Annotated in this window: 18 protein-coding genes; 3 read left to right on the forward strand and 15 right to left on the reverse strand. The window is 44.4% G+C overall.

The window, feature by feature from the left end:
* The first annotated feature begins 119 nt into the window (after positions 1-119).
* Positions 120-1,658, forward strand: coding sequence for a bifunctional ADP-dependent NAD(P)H-hydrate dehydratase/NAD(P)H-hydrate epimerase (locus tag A3757_RS22960; protein WP_068554725.1), 1,539 nt, complete (start codon positions 120-122; stop codon positions 1,656-1,658).
* 29 nt (positions 1,659-1,687) lie between these two features.
* Here A3757_RS22960 and A3757_RS22965 read toward each other — a convergent pair whose 3' ends face one another.
* The 6 genes from A3757_RS22965 to rpoE all read right to left on the reverse strand — a co-directional run bounded on the left by A3757_RS22965 (position 1,688) and on the right by rpoE (position 6,593).
* Positions 1,688-2,170 (reverse strand): NADAR family protein, encoded by a 483-nt coding sequence (locus A3757_RS22965; protein ID WP_068509096.1) that lies wholly within the window; start codon positions 2,168-2,170, stop codon positions 1,688-1,690.
* Between the two features lie 122 nt (positions 2,171-2,292).
* Complete coding sequence (locus A3757_RS22970; protein WP_068509097.1) at positions 2,293-3,702, reverse strand: DegQ family serine endoprotease; 1,410 nt, start codon at positions 3,700-3,702, stop codon at positions 2,293-2,295.
* A gap of 113 nt (positions 3,703-3,815) precedes the next feature.
* The gene (locus A3757_RS22975) at positions 3,816-4,268 is read right to left on the reverse strand and encodes a SoxR reducing system RseC family protein (RefSeq protein ID WP_068554722.1); all 453 of its coding nucleotides are present in this window, start codon (positions 4,266-4,268) and stop codon (positions 3,816-3,818) included.
* 10 nt (positions 4,269-4,278) lie between these two features.
* The gene (locus tag A3757_RS22980) at positions 4,279-5,307 is read right to left on the reverse strand and encodes a MucB/RseB C-terminal domain-containing protein (protein WP_068554720.1); all 1,029 of its coding nucleotides are present in this window, start codon (positions 5,305-5,307) and stop codon (positions 4,279-4,281) included.
* 27 nt (positions 5,308-5,334) lie between these two features.
* Positions 5,335-5,985 (reverse strand): sigma-E factor negative regulatory protein, encoded by a 651-nt coding sequence (locus A3757_RS22985; protein WP_068509103.1) that lies wholly within the window; start codon positions 5,983-5,985, stop codon positions 5,335-5,337.
* Entirely contained in the window at positions 5,985-6,593 is a 609-nt protein-coding gene (rpoE, locus tag A3757_RS22990; protein WP_068554737.1) for an RNA polymerase sigma factor RpoE, read from the reverse strand. The genes A3757_RS22985 and rpoE overlap by 1 nt, the downstream gene beginning before the upstream one ends.
* A gap of 276 nt (positions 6,594-6,869) precedes the next feature.
* On the opposite strand from rpoE, the gene nadB reads away from it, so the two are divergent.
* Positions 6,870-8,483, forward strand: coding sequence for an L-aspartate oxidase (gene nadB, locus A3757_RS22995; protein ID WP_068554718.1), 1,614 nt, complete (start codon positions 6,870-6,872; stop codon positions 8,481-8,483).
* Between the two features lie 33 nt (positions 8,484-8,516).
* Here nadB and A3757_RS23000 read toward each other — a convergent pair whose 3' ends face one another.
* The 4 genes from A3757_RS23000 to A3757_RS23015 form a co-directional block, all read right to left on the reverse strand.
* Positions 8,517-11,660 carry an ATP-binding protein gene (locus A3757_RS23000; RefSeq protein WP_068554716.1) on the reverse strand — a complete coding sequence of 1,048 codons (3,144 nt, stop codon included), beginning with the start codon at positions 11,658-11,660 and terminating at the stop codon, positions 8,517-8,519.
* Between the two features lie 111 nt (positions 11,661-11,771).
* Positions 11,772-13,529: a single-stranded-DNA-specific exonuclease RecJ gene (gene recJ, locus A3757_RS23005; RefSeq protein ID WP_197470248.1), complete on the reverse strand. Its 1,758-nt coding sequence runs from the start codon at positions 13,527-13,529 to the stop codon at positions 11,772-11,774.
* A 96-nt stretch (positions 13,530-13,625) separates the two neighbouring features.
* Complete coding sequence (thrC, locus tag A3757_RS23010; RefSeq protein ID WP_068554714.1) at positions 13,626-15,020, reverse strand: threonine synthase; 1,395 nt, start codon at positions 15,018-15,020, stop codon at positions 13,626-13,628.
* 63 nt (positions 15,021-15,083) lie between these two features.
* Positions 15,084-16,391 (reverse strand): homoserine dehydrogenase, encoded by a 1,308-nt coding sequence (locus A3757_RS23015; RefSeq protein WP_068554713.1) that lies wholly within the window; start codon positions 16,389-16,391, stop codon positions 15,084-15,086.
* A gap of 221 nt (positions 16,392-16,612) precedes the next feature.
* Between A3757_RS23015 and A3757_RS23020 the strand changes: the two genes are divergently transcribed.
* Positions 16,613-16,825, forward strand: coding sequence for a hypothetical protein (locus A3757_RS23020; RefSeq protein WP_068507676.1), 213 nt, complete (start codon positions 16,613-16,615; stop codon positions 16,823-16,825).
* A gap of 54 nt (positions 16,826-16,879) precedes the next feature.
* Here A3757_RS23020 and A3757_RS23025 read toward each other — a convergent pair whose 3' ends face one another.
* The 5 genes from A3757_RS23025 to rimM form a co-directional block, all read right to left on the reverse strand.
* Entirely contained in the window at positions 16,880-17,596 is a 717-nt protein-coding gene (locus tag A3757_RS23025) for a DsbC family protein (RefSeq protein ID WP_068510827.1), read from the reverse strand.
* 139 nt (positions 17,597-17,735) lie between these two features.
* A complete protein-coding gene (gene xerD, locus A3757_RS23030) occupies positions 17,736-18,620 on the reverse strand; it encodes a site-specific tyrosine recombinase XerD (protein WP_068510830.1) in 885 nt (294 codons plus the stop codon).
* A 90-nt stretch (positions 18,621-18,710) separates the two neighbouring features.
* Positions 18,711-19,067, reverse strand: coding sequence for a 50S ribosomal protein L19 (rplS, locus tag A3757_RS23035; protein ID WP_068509094.1), 357 nt, complete (start codon positions 19,065-19,067; stop codon positions 18,711-18,713).
* 38 nt (positions 19,068-19,105) lie between these two features.
* Positions 19,106-19,879, reverse strand: coding sequence for a tRNA (guanosine(37)-N1)-methyltransferase TrmD (gene trmD, locus A3757_RS23040; protein WP_068510832.1), 774 nt, complete (start codon positions 19,877-19,879; stop codon positions 19,106-19,108).
* Between the two features lie 161 nt (positions 19,880-20,040).
* Positions 20,041-20,577, reverse strand: a 537-nt coding sequence (gene rimM / locus A3757_RS23045) for a ribosome maturation factor RimM (RefSeq protein ID WP_082872172.1), incomplete at its 5' end; no start/stop codon positions are given.

A 20,577-nucleotide genomic window follows, 5' to 3' on the forward strand; every position in this document is an offset into this window, starting at 1 on the left:
CCTATTTTACGGGCATCTATACTAAATAAAACCATTAATTAGCATCATCTAATTAAATATAAATTTTGAACTGTATCATTAACTTAAGCTTTTCGACGCCCTATCAGATGGAACCCGATATGCCTGAAACAAAACTTCCCAGTGAATTATTCCTCAGCCAGCAGGTAAGAGATATCGATAGTTCGGCTATCAACAGGCATGGAATCAAGGGCTTTTCGCTCATGAACAAAGCAGCGAAATTTAGCTTCAATATACTATTAGAACGATTCCCCAACTGCCAGAAAGTCACAGTATTATGCGGCAGTGGAAATAATGCCGGAGATGGCTATATTGTCGCTGCGCTAGCCAAAGCTTATGGAATTGCATGTAATGTCTACTTTCTTTCGCCTCCAGATAAACTTGTCGGTGATGCGCAAAGTGCATACCAGATGTGCTTAGCAGAAAACGTAAGCTGCGACCACTACTCAGACAAAAGTCTAGCATCAGAGACCGACAATCACATTATCGTCGACGCTCTATTAGGTACCGGTCTTAACTCCCCTGTCAGAGGCCTGTATGCTGACGCTATTGAAGCAGCAAATAAATCTACTGCCCCGATATTAGCGATTGATATTCCATCGGGCTTAAATGCCAATACGGGCAGTATAATGGGCACCGCAATCGAAGCCGACTGCACTGCGAGTTTTATTGCCCTAAAACTGGGCTTATTTACCGCTGAAGGTCAACACTATACTGGCGAACTATATTACGACGACCTGGAGGTGCCAGCCAAAATTATTAATGAGCAGACGCCTATCGCTCATTGCTTGTCACTGCAGAAATTACTAGATCAAGTTTCTGTCCGGCCCCGCCATTTTCACAAAGGTAATTGTGGGCACACCCTCATTGTCGGCGGAGACCGGGGCTATGGTGGCGCGGTACTCATGGCTGCTGAAGCAGCACTTCGCTGCGGCTCAGGCCTGACGAGCGTTATCACCCATCAAGACCACTGCTCTGCATTGCTATCACGCACACCAGAGGTCATGGTCACCTCTACTGAAAATACTCAACAAGTTGAGCAATTGCTGGACGCGGCAACGGTAATTGTAATCGGTCCGGGCCTTGGTAGATCTGCATGGTCAGAAAAGTTACTGCAAAGGGTTATTAAGCTCGATAAGCCGCTGGTGCTAGATGCAGACGCCTTGAATATCTTGACTAACAAACAGAATTGGATCAACTCGGTTGATAAGGAAAATCAAGGTAAACGCATATACACTCCCCACCCTGGTGAAGCTGCGCGACTGCTCGGGCATGGTAGCGCTGGCCTAATCCAGCAGGATAGGCTTCATGCAATCACTGAGCTCTCCAATAAGCTTGGTGGACATATTCTATTAAAAGGCAGTGGAAGCTTACTTGCCAGCAAAGGCGAAACAATCAGCATTTGCCCTTATGGCAACCCAGGCATGGCAAGCGGGGGAATGGGAGACGTACTAAGTGGAATAATTGGCAGCTTGGTCGCTCAAGGCTTCGCTGAGGGCTTTGCCTTGCGTTTAGCAACCACCCTACACGCTCGTGCAGCAGACATTGCTGCCAAACAATCTGGCGAACGTGGCTTATCTGCATGCGATTTGATACCAGTCGTCAGATCGCTACTCAACAAGCTAAATTACGAGCTATAGGTATGACGAGAAAATCTTATGCCTGAATCTTAGTTTTGTTTTTCTCGACCTTCCTGATTCAGTTTTGACCTAACGTCCATCAAAACCTTGCCGTAAGTATTTTCGGCTCGGCGGTCACGACCACAACCCCAATAATAATCGTATTGGCTATTTTCCAGTATCTTCCTGCTACCGCTATCTAAAAGAAGCTGAGCGACCTGAGGATGGCTACGACAATAAGTATAAACCGCTCGCGTCATAACCGTTCGTTTGACTTGAGCCCAGTCTTTTCGAACTTTATGAAAGCGAGATCTACCCATGCGCCTCGCCTGTTTGGCGGTTGACGATTTCCGGATCTTTTCAAAGTAAGAAGGAGAAGTTTCCTGAAACTTCATCGCCTGATAGTAATGCTCGATACTCGGCCACAATAAACCCTCGAGTAAAAAAGAAGCCAGCTTATGAGTACCAAGCGCTTCGTCTTCATTGCTACGTGATAGAAATAATGCATCTTCGTCTAAATCAGGAAATAACAAACTTTTTACTCTTGGACTGTTGAAAAAGCCATCATACCCGATACGTCTTGATCAAAACAGTGGTGAGCGTACACTCGAAGTTACCGAGCGTACTCACCACTTAAGGCGTTCAATGACTCTGTCTAATCTTTAACACGAATAACAATAAACGAAGGACTTCCTTGACGAACGATCAATGCCGGAACAGCTCTATCTGAAGGAAGACTCTCTACCACCTTTTGAAATTCTTTTACCGACGTGAATTTCTGGTTATTGAGTCGAGTGATGATATCACCCTGTTTAATCCCTGCTTCACGTGCTGCACCCGACTCTACCTGGATAACATGAACACCGCCATCCAAATTCAAATCATCCAAGGTCTCATGATCAAGTTCTCGCACTTTAATGCCAATACGGTTCGTCTTCTCTACCTGAGGTTTATTTTGTAAAGCGCTCGCACTTTCGTCAGTCGGAAGCTCACCAATCTCGACACTCACTGATTTCTCATCTCCATCACGAACAACTTTTAGTTTGGCCTTGTCACCAACCTTTGTTCGCCCTACCAGCTGCGGTAGTTCAGATGAGAAATCAATCTCTTCTCCTTCATACTCGATAATTACATCACCAGTTTGAATACCTGCTTGGTCTGCAGGCGAGTCCTCAACCACCTGAGCAACTAAAGCACCGTAAGGACGATCCAAACCAAAGGAGTCAGCAAGATCTTTGTTAACTTCCTGGATCAAGACCCCTAACCAACCACGCGCGACATAACCTTGGCCTTTGAGCTGAGCTACGACCTCCATTGCGACATCAATTGGAATCGCAAAAGAAACGCCCATAAAGCCACCTGAACGAGTATAAATTTGAGAATTAATACCAACAACTTCACCATCCATATTGAATAGTGGGCCGCCAGAATTACCTGGATTAATCGCTACGTCAGTCTGAATAAAAGGTACATAATTTTCGTTAGGGAGGCTACGCCCCTTGGCACTAACAATTCCGGCAGTAACGGTGTAATCAAAACCAAAAGGAGACCCTATAGCAAAGACCCACTCACCAACCTTAAGCGGCTTTGACTTACCCAACTTAACTGCTGGCAAATCATCTGCTTCAACTTTCAAAACGGCCAGGTCTGAACGTTTGTCAGCGCCAATGAGTTCAGCTTTTAATTCACGTCGATCACTAAAACGAACATAAATTTCATCAGCACCATCGACGACGTGGTTATTAGTTAGAATAATGCCATCTTCACTTGCGATAAAGCCTGAGCCCATCGACTGCATACGCTTCTTGCCGTTAGGCTTTCCTGATTTTGGTGGGCCGCCAAAGAAATGCCGGAAGAACTCCGGGATTTGCTCCATATCACCCTGAAACTGGAACTGGGAAGGTCGCTCGGCATGGCTAACCGTACTAATATTAACGACCGATTCCGCATGCTCTTCAACTAACTCGGTAAAATCCGGCAGATCTGCAGCATGGCTAGAGAGACTCAATACACTGATTGCAGCCATCAAGAATAGCAAGGAGCTGAGTTTATTTATGTACTTCATGAAGAATCCTCAAGAGAGTATGTAGTTAGAACGTACCCTCATTTTTGAGGCCGAAGGGCTAGTTTTCAACTTAAAAATACGTAACGGGGGAGCAAGGTTAAAGAGGAAAAATACTAGTCTATAGCCCGGTCTACGGCTACAATATGTGGCTGAAAGTCTGGATCACTTTTATGCTCGCTAGCAAAACGTCTAGCCAAATAAAGCCCTAATCCAAAGCCACAAATGGACGCCAGCAAGGTCGCGGCATCATTTAAGGCTAAATAACTTTCCGCAAGCACAGCACAAAGAATCATTAAAACCAAGGGAAGCACATACATCACGAGGGAGGCCTGCAGGAAAGTTTTCTCTGGAACTGCGAGGGTTACATAATCCCCTACTTGTACATCAAACTCGTTATCAAGCTCAAACTCAATACATTTTCGTTGGCTACTATCATTGACTAGCTTTTGGCCACAGCCCGCTTTCATCTGGCAACTCTCACAGGCACTTTTTCTATCGATACGAACCGATATACGCCCATTAGTTGTTGAGTCATCAGCAATGACTATAGCTTCTTCTTTAATCATTAAACTAACCTTACATGATCGGTTTGACTGATTTCGCAACCTTCATTGCAGTCATAGCAGGAACTTCGCCAACAACCGTCACATGATAGTCATGACCATCAACACTGTGATCAGTTGAATAGGCAGTTGTTGCACCCACCTGTGTCGCACCTTCAGGCATAGTTCCCTTATCAACCGACTCGATAAATATACTGAAGGTTGCCAGGCCATCACTATAGACCATTACATGCTCACCTTCTTTTGCCTCTCCATTTATCTTTTCATAGCCATTAGGCAAAAATTCAACTTGCCACATCAGGGAACGCGACCAGGACATACCTTTGTCTGCCGTTTTGATCATTTCATGCTTAATCGCTTTCCCTGCCCCCATTACATCGAAAACGGTCGAGTCAATATTATTTGGGTACTCTACATGTGTGTATTGGAAACGCTCCAAGGCTTTATGCTCTTGGTCAATTAACTCAGACTTTAGGAGCAGGCCTTTCTCTTCATCTATCCATAGCTTATAGCTATAACGTTCATCGTCATTGGCAGATATTTCCACCACAACACATGAACGCTCTATCATTCTCTCTTTCCCCTTAAGAACTAAAGAGTAATGACTCTTACCAGGCATAAAACCAACAAACTTATTAGTAAAGTTATTGGAAAGAGGACTGTTTTCTACCTCTACAACTCTGTTATTCGGAAAGACGCACATTACCCGCTCACCATCACGGACAATTTCGCCCATCTCGCCATCGAGTTGCTTTAAGCGCTCTTTCTCAAGACCCTTCTCGTACTGGTGAATAACACTCATGGTACTCGACATAGCACCTCTCGAGAACATAAAGCGTCCACGATAGTTCTGCTCTACAGAGGCTTGTTGCATAAACATCAACCAATCAATTGCTTCCCAGGCGCTGCGCTCCTTTGGAAACTGATAAATCCATTCCTCCTTGGCGCCTTGAGCATAGAGCGGCGCACCGACAAGACAAAAAAGTAGCAACAACCCACGCAGAAGAACTTTAGTATTAAGCTTATTCAAATCAATTAACATGATGATATTTTCACTTCCAAGCTCAGCTTATATTCCAACAGAATTGACACTTGCAACCCTAGCCAAAGGCATAAAACCAGACTGAGTACCACGTATCGAGTGTTCAGCATGCCTCAGTAAATACTGACTAAAATGACGCGCCTGCTCTTCAGTCATCTCAACAACAACCTTAGGCTCTTGCGCAGAAACTTTAAGCAGCGCACCTTCAGCAGAAATATTCGCAGCAGTGCTTTGTATTTCATCATTCAGTTCAGTCGTACCTTGAAAAGCAAAAATAAAGGCAAAAGCGACACTGGCCGCTAAGGCAAGCCAAGCACGACTTCCGCCTCTTTTGCTCGACGATTCAGAGCTATCATCAAGAAGCGGAACAACTTTTTGATCCTCACGGCGATCAGCAAGATTCTGAGGGACAGTACCTTCTACGCTATCCATCTCGGTACTCATATCGAGTGAAGGTTCAGCTGCATTGTCCCGGATTGCCGCAGCCACCCCGGCACTAATATCAATATTGAAGTGGCTTTCACTATCTCGTTTCAGCACCTGACGCGCCTCATGATAGCGCCCCCACAGTAGCTGCACCTCTTGTTCATCGGAGTGACCGAGTATTCGCTGAAGTTCCAGCTCATTTGACTCATCATCCATCAACGCTGATATAGACTCTCTTAATCTCTCGTCCATTAATCACCTCTCATGGCTTTGATCTCATTATCAATCGCTTCTCTAGCCCTAAATATACGCGACCTAACAGTTCCAACCGGGCATTCCATCACCGCCGCAATTTCGTCATAACTTAAATTATCAAACTCCCTTAGCGTCAAAGCGATGCGCAAATCTTCAGGCAGCTTTTTAATCGTATTCTTGATCACAGCTTCCAACTGGTCTTTACTCAACAACTGTTCAGGTGATGCGGTATCTTTTAAAGCACTGGCATTTGGGTTTAACTCCGCATCCTCAAGCTCACAATCACTTGACGGGGGTCTCCGACCTTTGGATTGAAGGTAGTTTTTAGCGCAGTTTATAGCAATACGATAAACCCAGGTATAAAAGGCACTATCCCCTCTAAACCTGTCTATTGCTCGGTAGGCCTTTATAAAGGCTTCTTGGGTTACATCAGCGACTTCATGGTAATCACTAACATAGCGAGACACGACTGCTGCAACCTTGTTTTGGTACTTTATGACCAGTAAATCAAAGGCTGCTTTATCGCCCCGCTGCACACGGACCACTAACTTCTGATCTATACTCGTGTCAGCGTCAGTTTTTTCAGGCAGTGTGGTATGAGTCATATTTTTAGTTTTTTGTTGAAATATCACTACATTATCGCTCAGAGCCTCGAAAATTAAAACGCCTTCTCGCTGTTTTAACACTTCTTTACCCTGCTCTACATGACTCAAACATTGTTTAAAATTATTGACTGTCACACCTATGTCCCACTTTGTCATTCTATGCGCTTCGATCTTTAAGCGCTAATCGCTATCTCTATAGAATTGAGACATTTCATTTACAAATAAGTTCAATATCTAAATAATAGCGGCCGTTAACTTATTGAATGAGTACCGATAATGTCTTCTTCCTATACCTATGATGTTCTAATAATTGGCAGCGGCGCCGCTGGACTAAGTGCTGCTCTCGGTTTGAATAAAGACTTATCTGTTGCAGTGATATCAAAGGCAGGTCTATCTAGCGGCTCGACACCTTGGGCGCAAGGCGGAATTGCAGCGGTGCTCAGCGAGAAAGATGATATCGAGTCTCATATCAGAGACACACTTAATGCAGGTGCTGGTTTATGTCACGAAGACGCAGTCAGGCAGACTGTAGAAAACGGCAGACAGAGTGTCTCCTGGTTAGTTGATCAGGGTGTTGACTTTACCAAGATGGACAACGCTGAAGAAGACACTTATCACCTAACCAAAGAAGGTGGTCACAGTCACCGCCGCGTGATTCACGCGGACGATGCGACTGGCTTGGCAATCTCTACAGCACTTTGTTCGCAGGCAGAGTTAGCAGAAAATATCGATATTTTTGAAAACAGGGTTGCGGTCGACCTTATCACACACAAAAAGCTTTTCTTACCTGGCAATCGCTGCGTCGGGGCTTATGTACTTAACCAGTCCAGCGATCATGTCGAGCTATTCAAAGCACGATTCGTCGTACTGGCAACTGGCGGCGCAAGCAAAGCTTACCTATACACAAGCAACCCTGACGGCGCCAGCGGTGATGGCATTGCCATGGCCTGGCGTAGTGGTTGCCGCGTGGCCAATATGGAGTTCAACCAGTTTCACCCTACCTGCCTTTACCACCCACAAGCTAAGTCCTTTTTGATAACTGAAGCGGTACGTGGCGAAGGTGGAAAGTTGTTACTGCCAAATGGCGAACGATTTATGCATCGTTTTGATAAGCGAGAAGAATTAGCGCCGCGTGACATTGTCGCTCGAGCTATTGACCATGAAATGAAACGTATCGGTGCCGACCATCTTTATCTTGACATTAGCCACGAGCCAGATGATTTTATCAAGTCTCACTTCCCGATGATTTATGAGACTTGCTTGAAGTTTGGTATCGATATCTGCCACCAGGCAATTCCCATCGTCCCTGCTGCACATTATACCTGCGGAGGCATTATGGTGGACCACCGAAGCCGTACTGATGTTAATCAACTCTATGCAGTTGGCGAGGCGTCGTTCACGGGTTTACATGGCGCAAACCGAATGGCCAGCAACTCCCTGACTGAATGTATCGTTTATGGACAGGCAGCAGCCAATGATATCAATAGAAAGTCTGCAGATATTCCCGAGCCACCCGATGCCCCTTTATGGGATGAGTCCCAAGTAACCGATTCTGACGAGGATGTTGTAATTTCGCATAATTGGGATGAGTTAAGGCGCTTTATGTGGGATTACGTCGGCATTGTTCGAACGAATAAGCGGCTTCAGCGAGCAAAGCACCGTGTTGATCTTTTACATCAAGAGATACTTGATTATTACAGTAACTACAGCGTGACGAATGACCTGTTAGAACTAAGAAACCTTGTCACGGTTGCAGACCTGATCATTTGCTCCGCAATCCAGAGAAAAGAAAGCCGAGGCCTTCACTATACACTAGACTACCCGGAGCGACTCCCCAGTGCCAAGGATACGGTTTTAACCCCCACTAATTATTCCACCCGAGACTGGTAAACCGAACTAGAACTTTATATCGGCTTACTTAGTTTAGGAAACCTGCTCATCGTGTTTTGGAGCAAGCCACCGACGAATGGCCTGCTCTAACTTATCTTTTTCCACCGGTTTGCTCAAATAGTCATCCATACCGGCCTCTATACACTTCTCGATATCACCTGACATAGCATTAGCAGTAACAGCAATGATTGCGGGCTGCACAAGCCCTTGAATAGCCCTAATATTACGAGTAGCCTCTAGACCATCCATTCTTGGCATTTGCCAGTCCATCAAAATCAAATCGTAATGAGATTTTTGAACAGCCTCCAGTGCTTCAACACCATCGTTGGCGATATCAGCTTTCAGATTCAAATAGTCAAGCATTATCATCAATACCTGCTGATTAACCTTATTATCTTCGACGACTAATATTTTACTATGAGGCGCAAAGCCCAAGTCTTCACCATGTTGAACATTATCAAGCTTGATGTTATCGCTCTCATGACTTCCATCATGACAGGTAATTTCTGCTAATAATTCATCATACCTTAGTGGTTGAGACAAAAAGCTGATTCTAAAACGCCCTGAGAAAGAAGGATCTTTAATCTCACTGCATTCATCCTTATCAGTCATTAAAACAGTTTTATGGTTTTTAAGGGGGTCAGGCAGCTGGGATTCCATTGACTCGAGTTCATATAGCAAGGTGGAATCAACCGATACTGTTACCAAGGAATCAGGGCTTTCTTTAGCCAACACTGACAACCAGGATGAGACACTAACGAAGGTTTCAAATTCAATCTTTGCTGCTCTAAAATACTGTTCCAGCACACTGTTTTGGAAGTGATCCTTGCCTTCCAGCAATAGAACTTTAGTCGGCAATGCAGTTTTTCTTTGAGCGTCATGTAGTACTACATTTTTGTCTTGCTGGCATTGCAGTTTGAGTTTGAAAATAAACGTTGTGCCAATACCTTCTTCACTTCTAAAGTCTACGCTACCACCCATCAACTCAGCCAAGTGCTTACAAATAGTCAACCCTAAGCCCGTACCGCCATACTTTCCAGTTGTCGAAGAGTCACCTTGAACGAAAGGAGTAAACAGCTTACTTTGCGCAGTTTTTGATAGCCCTATACCGGTATCTCGAACTTCCACAATTAGCTGGGTATTGTTGTCATTCTGGTAAGCCGATTCCAACCACAATTCAACTCGCCCGGAACTGGTAAACTTGACCGCATTTGCAGCAAGATTCAGAATAACCTGTCGTATTCTATTCGGGTCGCCTTTGACCCAGCGATTGATATCTGGAGATAGATAATAAATAAATTCCAAACGCTTTTCTTGTGCCTGAAAATTGATTAGATCTGCACAGTCATCAACTACCTGACGCAAATCGAAAGGAATGCTTTCTAGATCTAACTGATTCGCCTCGATCTTAGAAAAGTCCATTATATCGTTAATTAAGGACAATAAAGCCTGAGCTGAAGAGTTGATAACATTTACAAACTTATCCTGCTCAGCATCGAGTTTGGTTTTCTTTAACACATCCGACAAACCAATGATGGCATTCATTGGCGTTCGAATATCATGACTCATGGATGCGAGAAAAATATTTTTACTTCTGTTAGCGCTTTCAGCAACTTCTCTGGCGTCATCCAACTGTGAGTTTCGCTGCTTAAGCTCATCTAAGGTTTCACTCAGCTGAGAGGTACGAATATTAAACCAGCTCGCTAACTGGGAAAGTTCGCTACTGCTAGGTATTTTCAGACGCGTTACGTAATCTTCACGGCTAACAAGCTTTCTCACCTGCTGGGTCAGCTTATTAATAGGCTCCATGAAGACCAGGTTGAAGAAGATAATATAAGAGAGAGCACTGAAAACTAACAGTACTAAGAGATTGCTTAATAGGCCGTCAGATATTTCATCTACTACCGCAATACTATACCGGGCAGGCATAGATAGTACGACCTTCCAGCCAATATTGGGAAGGCTCAAGACTCTGATTGATGAAGCCTCTAATAGAATAGGGTCATCTTTCAAGATTAGTGGTTTATTTGTTGAGGCTTCAAACCGCAAACCTAACAAGAAAGCGGCTATCGTAGAGCCTTCTTCAACTTCAACCTGATAAGATTCTTCAGCCAGCACCTCTGCTAAGCGTTTAACTTCAGCACTGAATTTATCATCACCTGCCCCATTACTGAGCGAAGTACTTACCGTTTTAAGGTAACTTTCTATTTGCTGGAAACCGGAGTTAGTTGCTGAAATGTCTGACATAGTCGGATATTCATGTTTGACGAAGCCTTTGAGGTCTAGGAACTGAGCTTGCTTATTAACTTCGACTGGGAATGACAGTAAGCGATTATTTCGATCTAAGGCAAAAGCATAGCCCCCAATTAATTTTGCCTGCTCAGACATAAACTCAGACAAGCCAGTTAACCTTAGATCGATTGTTGCGACACCCTTGAAAACGCCATTCTCGAACATTGGCACCGTACAAGTTACCATCGGTTCTAATGAATAAGGGTCCATATAAGACTTTGACCAGTAAGCACGCCCGTGTTTTAAATAACGGGCAGGAACATACCATTCTTCGTTGTGGTAGCCATTCCCTTTGGGGTCGTTGTAATCGTCGAAATACTCTAAGACACCTTGCTCATTTCTCCCCCAAAAAAAGGACCGACGTTCCACGCCTTCTTTGAACTGATTGGGTTCGGGCCAAACACCACCACCGGCAACAAGCTTTGACATTCCCGCTTGATCAATAACCTTTGGCAATAAATCTTTAAATGTAGCAACATCTTTGGAAAGCGAGACACCGAGTTTTGCTAAAGTCGTGGTCAATGTCTCAGTCGCAACAAGGCGTTGTTGCAGCTTTAAAACAATATTCTGGCCAATCTCTCGATTTAGCTTTTCAGCCTGCTCGGAAATGACCTGCTTGCCTTTTGTCTGAGTCACAAAATAGCTGGCGGCTACAACTGCTGCGATAAACAGAACAAGGCCCAAGCTCATTTTAAAGATCAAACTGCTGAAGACTCTATTTCTGGGACCTACATGTGCACTTCGTTCAGCTCTAGCACAGTCATCCTGGTGCTGAGTATGCTTATTAGTTGAAAGATCTTCTGATAGTTCTTTGGTGATTTGTTCCGTTCTTGGATCTCTTCGCTTCATTGAAGGGCCAACAATTTTCTTACTTTCCTGCTTCATAGCACTCGTTCTTTCGTCCAAGAAATATGGAAAAAGTATAGGCAATAGATTGGTAAAAGAGAAATTCGAAGCTCTATTCCAAAGAAAGAACGCCTGCTTTTACGATAATAATCATGAAACTGGCTCTAAATACTCAATAATATATTGAACACTTACTCGCCCTCGAAACTCGTTTATTCCCGGTTTAAAGACCACTCTAGCCATTTCAGGCAAGTGCTGACTTACCCATGGACTATTAAATTGAATCGCGTCAAACAACTCATGACCACCTTCCATTTTTAATACTAGCTTGAGGTGTTTTTCTTTTAATACTCTGCTCTGTACCAATTCAAAGGTATTTTCAAAACAAGGTTCTGGAAAGCGTTGACCCCAAGGCCCAGCAGCTTCAAGCTCTCTTATTTGCTGAACTGTTGACTCATACTCATTCAATGGGCCATCGGTAAGGATAACCGACTCCATATCCTCTTCCCTCAATAACTCTCTTACGACTTGGTCAAACGCTTCATTAAAATGCGGATAGCTCGCTTCATCAATCGACAAACCCGCCGCCATCGCATGGCCACCAAACTTTTTAATCAGCTCTGGGTGGCGCTTAGATACCAGGTCCAGAGCATCGCGCATATGAAGCCCGGGTATAGAGCGCGCAGATCCTTTTAGCTCCCTATTCTGAATCAGCGGATCATCGCTAGCAGGCGCAAAAGCGATTACGGGCCGATGAAATAGCTCTTTGATACGTGAAGCTAATATCCCAATGACACCTTGGTGCCAATGTGGCTCATATAAGCTCAACCCCCACGACAAGTTCTCAAGAGCCAAGCTTTCCGTAGACTTGTCCAGAATGCTTTGTACCTGGGCTTCAGCATCCTGTTTCATTTCGGCTTCAATGCGCTTGCGCTCGACATTCAGCTGGTCCAGGCGCTGCGCGATAGACATTGCCCTAACCTCGCTATCAGCTAATAGGCATTCGATACCCTGTGACATATCATCAAGGCGACCCGCCGCATTTAGCCGCGGACCAACGATAAACCCCATATCACTCGATTTAACGCCCGACAACTCCTTACCCGCGAGCGACAAAAGCGCTTTGATTCCAGGACGACAATAACCTGCCCGAATACGTTTAAGCCCTTGGGAAACCAGTACGCGATTGTTGTGATCGAGCGCCACCAGATCAGCGACAGTCCCCAAAGCAACCAAATCAAGATATGAAGCCATATTGGGTTCTTTAAGCTGTCTCTGTTCAAACCATTGTCTCTTTTTAAGCAAGGTTCTAAGACTACTTAAAACATAAAATATAACCCCTACCCCTGCGGCATTTTTGCTGGGAAATTCACAACCGAGTTGATTTGGATTCACGATTGCATCAGCTTTAGGTAGGGTATCTCCCGGCAAGTGATGATCAGTAACCAAAACCTTAATACCGAGTGACTTGGCCCGCTCTACGCCTGCTTCACTAGCAATACCATTATCAACAGTAACGATTAGGTCAGGCTTTAATTTTGCAGCATAGTCAACGATTTCTGGCGTCAGGCCATAGCCGAATTCAAAACGGTTGGGCACAATATAAGAGCACTCTTTCGCCCCCATCTCTCGAAGTACAAGAACAGCCAAGGCTGTACTCGTCGCACCATCGCAGTCAAAGTCTCCAAGAATTAAGATATGCTGCTGTGCAACGAGCGCATTATATAAAACTTCAAGCGCCTCGTTCAGGCCTTTTAGAGAAGATGATGATTCCAGGTCAGCAAGTTGATAGCTTAACTCTTTCGCACTGTGCACCCCTCTCGCCTGATAAATCCGGCTTAATAATGGCGAAAACCCGTCCATCACCGGAGCCCCTTCCGAGAGCGTGCGTCTAACTATTTTCATCATTGGAGCCTGTTTGGTAAAAGTAAGAACCGACGAAGTGAATTACATAAGCCACAAAAAAGCCGGAACAGCGTCCGGCTTTTTTAATCACAGATATGCTTAGCCGCGTCTGTGCTTTGCGACAAAGGCATGTACTTTAGCCATGTCATTTGGAAGAACCTCATAACGCTCTTCCCTATCATAAAGGTCTTTCATATGGTGGGGAAGCTCTGGCGCTACATCAAGCCCGGACTTCTCGACAGCTTCAGGAAACTTAACAGGGTGTGCAGTAGCCAAGGTAATCATTGGTATACTGCCATCACGGCGGCACTCGCGTGCGGCACCCACACCAATAGCAGTGTGTGGATCAATCAAGTATTCAGTCTCTTCGTAAACATCCTTAATCAACTGACATGTTTGCTCATCATTCAGAGACCAGCTATCAAAGAGCTTTCTGGCAGCACGCCAGCGATACTCTTCTACGGAACCTTCGTCAGTTTTCCAGGATGCCATCTGCTTCGCCAAAGCCTTTCCGTCGCGTCCATATAAGTCGAACATTAAACGCTCAAAGTTGCTTGAGACCATAATATCCATACTTGGGGAAAGTGTGTGCTCTAAAGGCTGCATTTTATAGTGATTAGCACTGATAAAACGATGCAGAATGTCATTTTTGTTAGTAGCAACAACTAACTGACTAATAGGTAAACCCATATTCCGAGCTAAGTAACCCGCAAAAATATCGCCAAAATTACCAGTTGGAACCGAAAAAGCAACACTCCTATGAGGGCCACCAAGCGCTAAGGATGCACTGAAGTAATAGACAATCTGAGCCATAATTCGCGCCCAGTTTATTGAATTCACAGCAACCAGGCGAGTACCTTCTAAAAAGGACTGGTCAGCAAAGCTGTTTTTAACCATGTGCTGACAGTCATCGAAGTTACCTTCAATAGCAATGTTGAAAACGTTATCACCCAATACCGTCGTCATTTGTTTACGCTGTACATCCGATACTCTGTTATGCGGATGCAAAATAAAGATGTCGACGTTGTCGCAGTGTTTACAGCCTTCTATCGCGGCAGAACCAGTATCGCCAGAAGTCGCACCCATAATAACTACACGCTCATTTCTTTTCTTAAGCACATAATCCAACAAGCGACCTAGTAGCTGTAAGGCAAAGTCTTTAAATGCCAGTGTAGGACCGCGGAATAACTCCATCACCCACTCGTTAGCATCCACTTGCACTAAAGGTGCGACGGCAGAGTGATCAAACACCTCATAGGTTTTTTCAACCATGTCCCTGAAATCATCTTCAGGAATTTCACCTTCAACAAAGGGGTACATAACATTGAAAGCTAACTGAGAGTATGGAAGGCCTGCCCAGGATGCGATTTCTTCCTGAGTAAAACGAGGTAAGGTTTCGGGTACATAGAGCCCACCATCTGGCGCTAAACCAGTCAACAAAACATCTTCAAATGATAAAGGGGGCGCTTCGCCGCGTGTGCTAATATATTTCACGTTTATCTATCCAAGCAAAATTTCTATCGTAAACAAGAAGGCTCTGCCTTCAGGTTCTTCTAATTAATGGTTAAAGTGCTCAACGCGTATCTTCACGACTTCTTTTCTTGTCGTTTCAAGCGCTTCTATCTGCTCTATAGCAGTATTAATTTGCTTCTCTTGCACTTCATGGGTCAATAATACAAGCGGAATGCAATCACCCTCTCGGTCGGTTTCTTTTTGCATCACTGACTCAATATTAATCCCCAGGTCACTCATAATCGACGCGATCTTGGCCAATACGCCCGGGTGGTCCTCAGCAGTAACACGCAAGTAATACGCAGAAGATATTTCTTCGATTGGCAGTACCGATAAGTCTTGAATCTTGTCAGCGCTGAAGCCAAGGTAAGGAACCGGTACAAAGCCTTTATTATCGCCTATTCGTGCGATATCAATAATATCCGCAATTACCGCTGAAGCTGTTGCTTCTGAGCCAGCACCGGCACCATAGTACAATGTTTGACCAACCGCATCACCATCGACCAATACCGAGTTCATTACGCCATCGACTTTAGCGATCAGCTGGTCCTGAGGGATTAACGTCGGATGAACTCGAAGCTCAAAACCATTTTCATGCTTACGCGTAATACCCAAGTGCTTTATGTTATAACCTAAAGCATGGGCATTAACGACATCAGCTGGTGCAATTTTACTAATGCCTTCAGTAAAGGCTTTTTCAAACTCTAAAGGAACACCAAACGCTGCGGATGCCAGAATAGTTAACTTATGCGCAGCATCAATACCTTCGACATCAAAGGTTGGATCTGCTTCAGCGTAACCAAGATCTTGCGCTTCTTTTAACACATCTTGGAAATCTCGCCCTTTGTCCTTCATTTCCGTAAGAATAAAATTTCCTGTACCGTTGATGATACCCGCAAGCCAATTAACCTTGTTTGCAGCTAAACCTTCTCGAAGCGCTTTTATAATCGGAATTCCACCAGCGACCCCCGCCTCATAGGCAACAACTACTTTATGCTCGGCAGCCAGCGCAAAAATTTCGTTTCCGTGCTCAGCTATAAGCGCTTTGTTAGCCGTGACAACATGCTTGCCATTTTTAATCGCAGCACAAACAATGTCTTTAGCAAGATCATAGCCACCAATTAATTCTGCTACCACATCCACATCAGGGTTATTGACAACATCCATTACATTCGTCGAAAATTCGATACCGCTAAGGTCACAATTATCTTTAAGCTTTCTAGAGGCGACTTGAATCACCTCAACCTGACAGCCTGCTCGGGCAGTAATATCCTGTTGATTTCGTTTCAAGACATTAATCACGCCACTAGCGACGGTACCTAGACCACATATTCCAATCTTAACGGAGCTCAAGATATATTCCTCACGATCACGAATTCATTCTGACTTAAAGCAAAGCAACGACTAAATAGCTGCTACCCTGTAGCCTTAAAATATTTTGGCGCATAGTATACCTTTTCATCAAAGAAAAAGAATGGCACCACAACTTATTTTGAGACCCGCATATTTTTTACTAGCAGATCATTTCTTCACAGCTATACTTCTGAAAACTTAAATAAACAAGAATCAAATCCATGACTAAATACTTAACCGGCATCTGCTTTATTATCTTCAGCACCTTACTTTCTTCATGTGGTGGCGCCTTTAGCGGCTATAGTGACGCGGAACTTAGAAAAGCTTATCGTGACTGTGACTACAACAAACTTTCTCCAGCCGGAGCTCAGCGCTGCAACAACATCAAAAAAGAATGCGACTCACGCAGAAAAGACAAGGGGTTTAGGTGTTAAATTCGACAGCGATAAAAAAAGGCCCGATGAGGGCCTTTTTTTATTAGCTAGCAACTATAGAACACCAAGCGCTTTCCCAAGTTTTTGGGCATTTAAATAACCTGGAATTAAACGACCACTTTCTAAAACAATTGCCGGCGTGCCACTTATTCCCATTGCCTGCCCTAACATATACTGGTCCTGTACAGGGTTGGCGCAAGTCTTTTCGGGAATTGACTTACCATTCTTAGCATCAGTCATCGCTTCGAGCTTATCTTCAGCACACCATGCTGATACGTATTTACCATATGAGTCACTCCCAACACCTGCACGCGGATATGCCAGATAACTAACCTCTATCCCCATATCATTCAAAGCTGGAATTTCTCTATGAAGCTTACGGCAATAACCACAATCAATATCAGTAAATACTGCTATACGAGCCTTGGTTTCACCCTTTGCAGGAAATACAATTTTATCCTTACCCTGAACTGAAGAAATTTGCTCAATTCTGGCGGTCTCGCGACGCTTTTCAGTCAGGTTTTCAATTCGCCCTGTCTTCGTTGCATACAGATCACCGGTTAGAAAGAACTTACCATCAGAACTGACAAATAAAGCTTCACCTGAGTAGGTTGTAACCCGGTACATACCAACAATCTCACTCATCTCGACCGAGCTCAATTTCAAACCCGGCATTGCCTCGGATAAGCTTTTTCGAACCTGAGCCTCATCAGCATTCGCCGTGAGCGAAAACAGCAGACTTAGACAGATAATATACCGAACTAAACGCATACAAACCTCTATAATTAAAACCTATGTAAGGCTTGGCAAAAAACCAAGCCGTTTTTTAATTGAACATTATTTGTATGACAAGCTAAACGGAATTAAGTTCATCTACAAGAACTTATCGTTAACATTTTGTTATGTAGTACTAGGCTCTAGGATGAAAATCTTGATGTAAATCGTATAAGCGCTGTTTAGCTATATGAGTGTAAATCTGAGTTGTTGACAAATTTCCATGCCCCAGTAATAGCTGTACAACACGCAAGTCTGCACCATGATTCAAGAGATGAGTTGCGAAAGCATGTCTTAAGGTATGAGGTGATAATTTTTTGTTAATACCGGACTCAATCGCATACTTTTTAATTCGATGCCAGAATGTTTGCCTTGTCATTTGCTGTGATCGAGAACTTGGGAAGATGACGTGACACCCAGATGAGCCCGCTAGCTCTGGCCTGGCTTTCGACAAGTATTCGTCCAGCCAATCCAAGGTCGGCTCCCCCACAGGAACCAAACGCTCCTTACCACCCTTTCCAAATAAACGAATTAAGCCTTGCTGGACATTTAGTTGCTCAAAATTCAGGGATACCAATTCTGACACCCTTAGGCCGGAGCCATACATAACCTCTAACATTGCCCTATCACGCAAGCCAAGCACCTCAGAAACGTCCGGAGCCGCCAATAACTTCTCAACCTCTGCTTCAGTAAGAGAACTGGGCAGCATACGCGGCAACTTGGGGTTATCTATATTGAGTGTTGGGTCTATGGCGATTATGTTTTCGCGCACTAGAAAGCGGTAGAAGCGCCTTAAACAGGATAATAAGCGTGAACTGGACGAAGACTTAAGCCCTCTTTCCAAGCAGTCCGATAGATAATCATAGATATCACTTTCGCCAGCCTGATGTAGCTCTAAAGTGCGCTTTTTATGGAGCCACGAAGCAAATTGCTTTAAATCGGATCGGTAAGCAGACAAGCTATTGTCACTTAGCCCATTCTCTAGCCACAAAGTGTCAAGAAAACGCTCTGTATACGTCATCACCCATTCACCACCAAGGAGAAAGCAAAAAAGGCAAGCGCCCTAAAGCCACTTGCCTTTTTTAAAAGATAAATTAAGCAGTATTAAAACTTAGCTCAACTTCTCTTTAATTCGAGCAGCCTTACCACTTAGCTCACGCAAGTAGTACAACTTAGCCTGACGAACATCACCACGACGCTTAACTTCGATGCTATCAACCTGCTTACTGAAAGTCTGGAATGTTCTCTCAACACCAACACCGTAAGAAATCTTACGAACCGTGAAAGAAGAGTTAAGACCACGGTTGCGCTTAGCGATAACAACACCTTCATAGGCCTGTAGACGCTCACGGTTACCTTCTTTAACTTTTACTTGAACAACGACTGTATCACCAGGGCCGAATTCTGGAATCTCTGCCGTCATTTGCTCAGCTTCTAAGGCGCTGATAATGTTATTCTTGCTGCTCATTTTACACTCCTAAAAATGATAAACCTAAAGCCTCAGGCCTACCGATTCACTTCTCTAATAAATTCTTGCAACAGAGTCTGCTGCTCGCTATCTAATTCTATTTTGTCCAGCAACTCTGGACGTCGCTGCCATGTTCGCCCCAAGGATTGTTTAAGGCGCCAGCGGCGAATTTTTTCATGATTACCCGACATCAAAACATCAGGAATCGGCTTACCCATAAAAACTTCTGGACGAGTATAGTGAGGACAATCCAACAAACCACTAGCAAACGAATCCTCGGTTGCCGACTCACTATGCCCCAATACCCCAGGTATTAACCTGGAAATGGTATCCAGCAATACCATTGAAGCAAGCTCACCACCACTCAATACGAAATCACCAATTGATATTTCTTCATCAATTTCAGCTTCGATTAAGCGCTCGTCAACTCCCTCATATCGACCACAGACGCAAATCAATCCGTCATATTCAGCCAGTTCCACAGCTTTCTTATGGTCTAGGCGCTGTCCTTGAGGTGACAGGTATACAGTACGTAGTGATACCACCTTCTCGGGCTGATCGTGCTTTAGGTCCTGCACCATCTTTGCCTTAGCGTCGTGAATAGCATCCTGCAAAGGCTGCACTTTCATCAACATTCCCGGGCCACCACCATAAGGTCTATCATCGACCGTACGGTGCTTATCATGGGTGAACTCTCGAGGATTCCAATAATCCAGAGCTATTAGCCCTTTCTTTACTGCCCGCCCAACGACACCATGATCTTCTAGAGAGCGAAACATTTCAGGAAAAAGCGTAACCAGTCCAAAATGCATACATTCACATCTCTAAGCCAGTCACACCACATTGACCAGCAAGTTTCTATCTTTGCACCACTTAAAGAACTAATCCCTTATGCCAGAACTGATTTACAGAACTGATTAAGTAGTGCCTATATAAAAACGCCCCGCAAGTACCGCAATCAGCGCTTTACAAACTAAAACTCCGGATCCCAATCAACTTCAATGGATCCTGCTTCCAGATCTACCGCCAAGACAACCTGATCTGGCAAGTAAGGAATTAATCGCTCCCTACCGTCCAAGCTATCCTTACACTTTTTTACTACCAAAACATCGTTAGATCCGGTTTCAATCAAATGATCAACACGACCAAGTAAAACCTTCTCTTCTACATCAGACCCTGAAGCAAATACTTTCAGACCTTGAAGCTGATGCCAGTAGTAATCACCGCTAGGCAGTTCCGGCAATTCTTCTCGAGGTACAGAAATCAACGAACCACAATACTGCTTAGCCTCATCGCGATCATGACACCCCTTTAACTGGGCGACCAGACCATTGCCATGAGCTTTGCAGCTAAGCACGGTTACCGATCCGTTCTTGCTGCCACCTTCGAGAGTCCAATTTTTATATTGGCAAATATTTTCTTTAGGCTGAGTATAGGAAAACACCTTCACCCAACCCTTAACACCGTATACCGAGGTAATCTTACCCATTACAGCTTTTTCTGTAGCTTT

Source organism: Oleiphilus sp. HI0117, assembly GCF_001635235.1.

Coding starts and splice junctions, on each gene's coding strand:
- A3757_RS22960 (WP_068554725.1), top strand. CDS start 120: ATGCCTGAAACAAAACTTCCCAGTGAATTATTCCTCAGCCAGCAGGTA.
- A3757_RS22970 (WP_068509097.1), bottom strand. CDS start 3,702: ATGAAGTACATAAATAAACTCAGCTCCTTGCTATTCTTGATGGCTGCA.
- A3757_RS22975 (WP_068554722.1), bottom strand. CDS start 4,268: ATGATTAAAGAAGAAGCTATAGTCATTGCTGATGACTCAACAACTAAT.
- A3757_RS22980 (WP_068554720.1), bottom strand. CDS start 5,307: ATGTTAATTGATTTGAATAAGCTTAATACTAAAGTTCTTCTGCGTGGG.
- A3757_RS22985 (WP_068509103.1), bottom strand. CDS start 5,985: ATGGACGAGAGATTAAGAGAGTCTATATCAGCGTTGATGGATGATGAG.
- rpoE (WP_068554737.1), bottom strand. CDS start 6,593: ATGACTCATACCACACTGCCTGAAAAAACTGACGCTGACACGAGTATA.
- nadB (WP_068554718.1), top strand. CDS start 6,870: ATGTCTTCTTCCTATACCTATGATGTTCTAATAATTGGCAGCGGCGCC.
- A3757_RS23000 (WP_068554716.1), bottom strand. CDS start 11,660: ATGAAGCAGGAAAGTAAGAAAATTGTTGGCCCTTCAATGAAGCGAAGA.
- recJ (WP_197470248.1), bottom strand. CDS start 13,529: ATGATGAAAATAGTTAGACGCACGCTCTCGGAAGGGGCTCCGGTGATG.
- A3757_RS23020 (WP_068507676.1), top strand. CDS start 16,613: ATGACTAAATACTTAACCGGCATCTGCTTTATTATCTTCAGCACCTTA.
- A3757_RS23025 (WP_068510827.1), bottom strand. CDS start 17,596: ATGCGTTTAGTTCGGTATATTATCTGTCTAAGTCTGCTGTTTTCGCTC.
- xerD (WP_068510830.1), bottom strand. CDS start 18,620: ATGACGTATACAGAGCGTTTTCTTGACACTTTGTGGCTAGAGAATGGG.
- rplS (WP_068509094.1), bottom strand. CDS start 19,067: ATGAGCAGCAAGAATAACATTATCAGCGCCTTAGAAGCTGAGCAAATG.
- trmD (WP_068510832.1), bottom strand. CDS start 19,879: ATGCATTTTGGACTGGTTACGCTTTTTCCTGAAATGTTTCGCTCTCTA.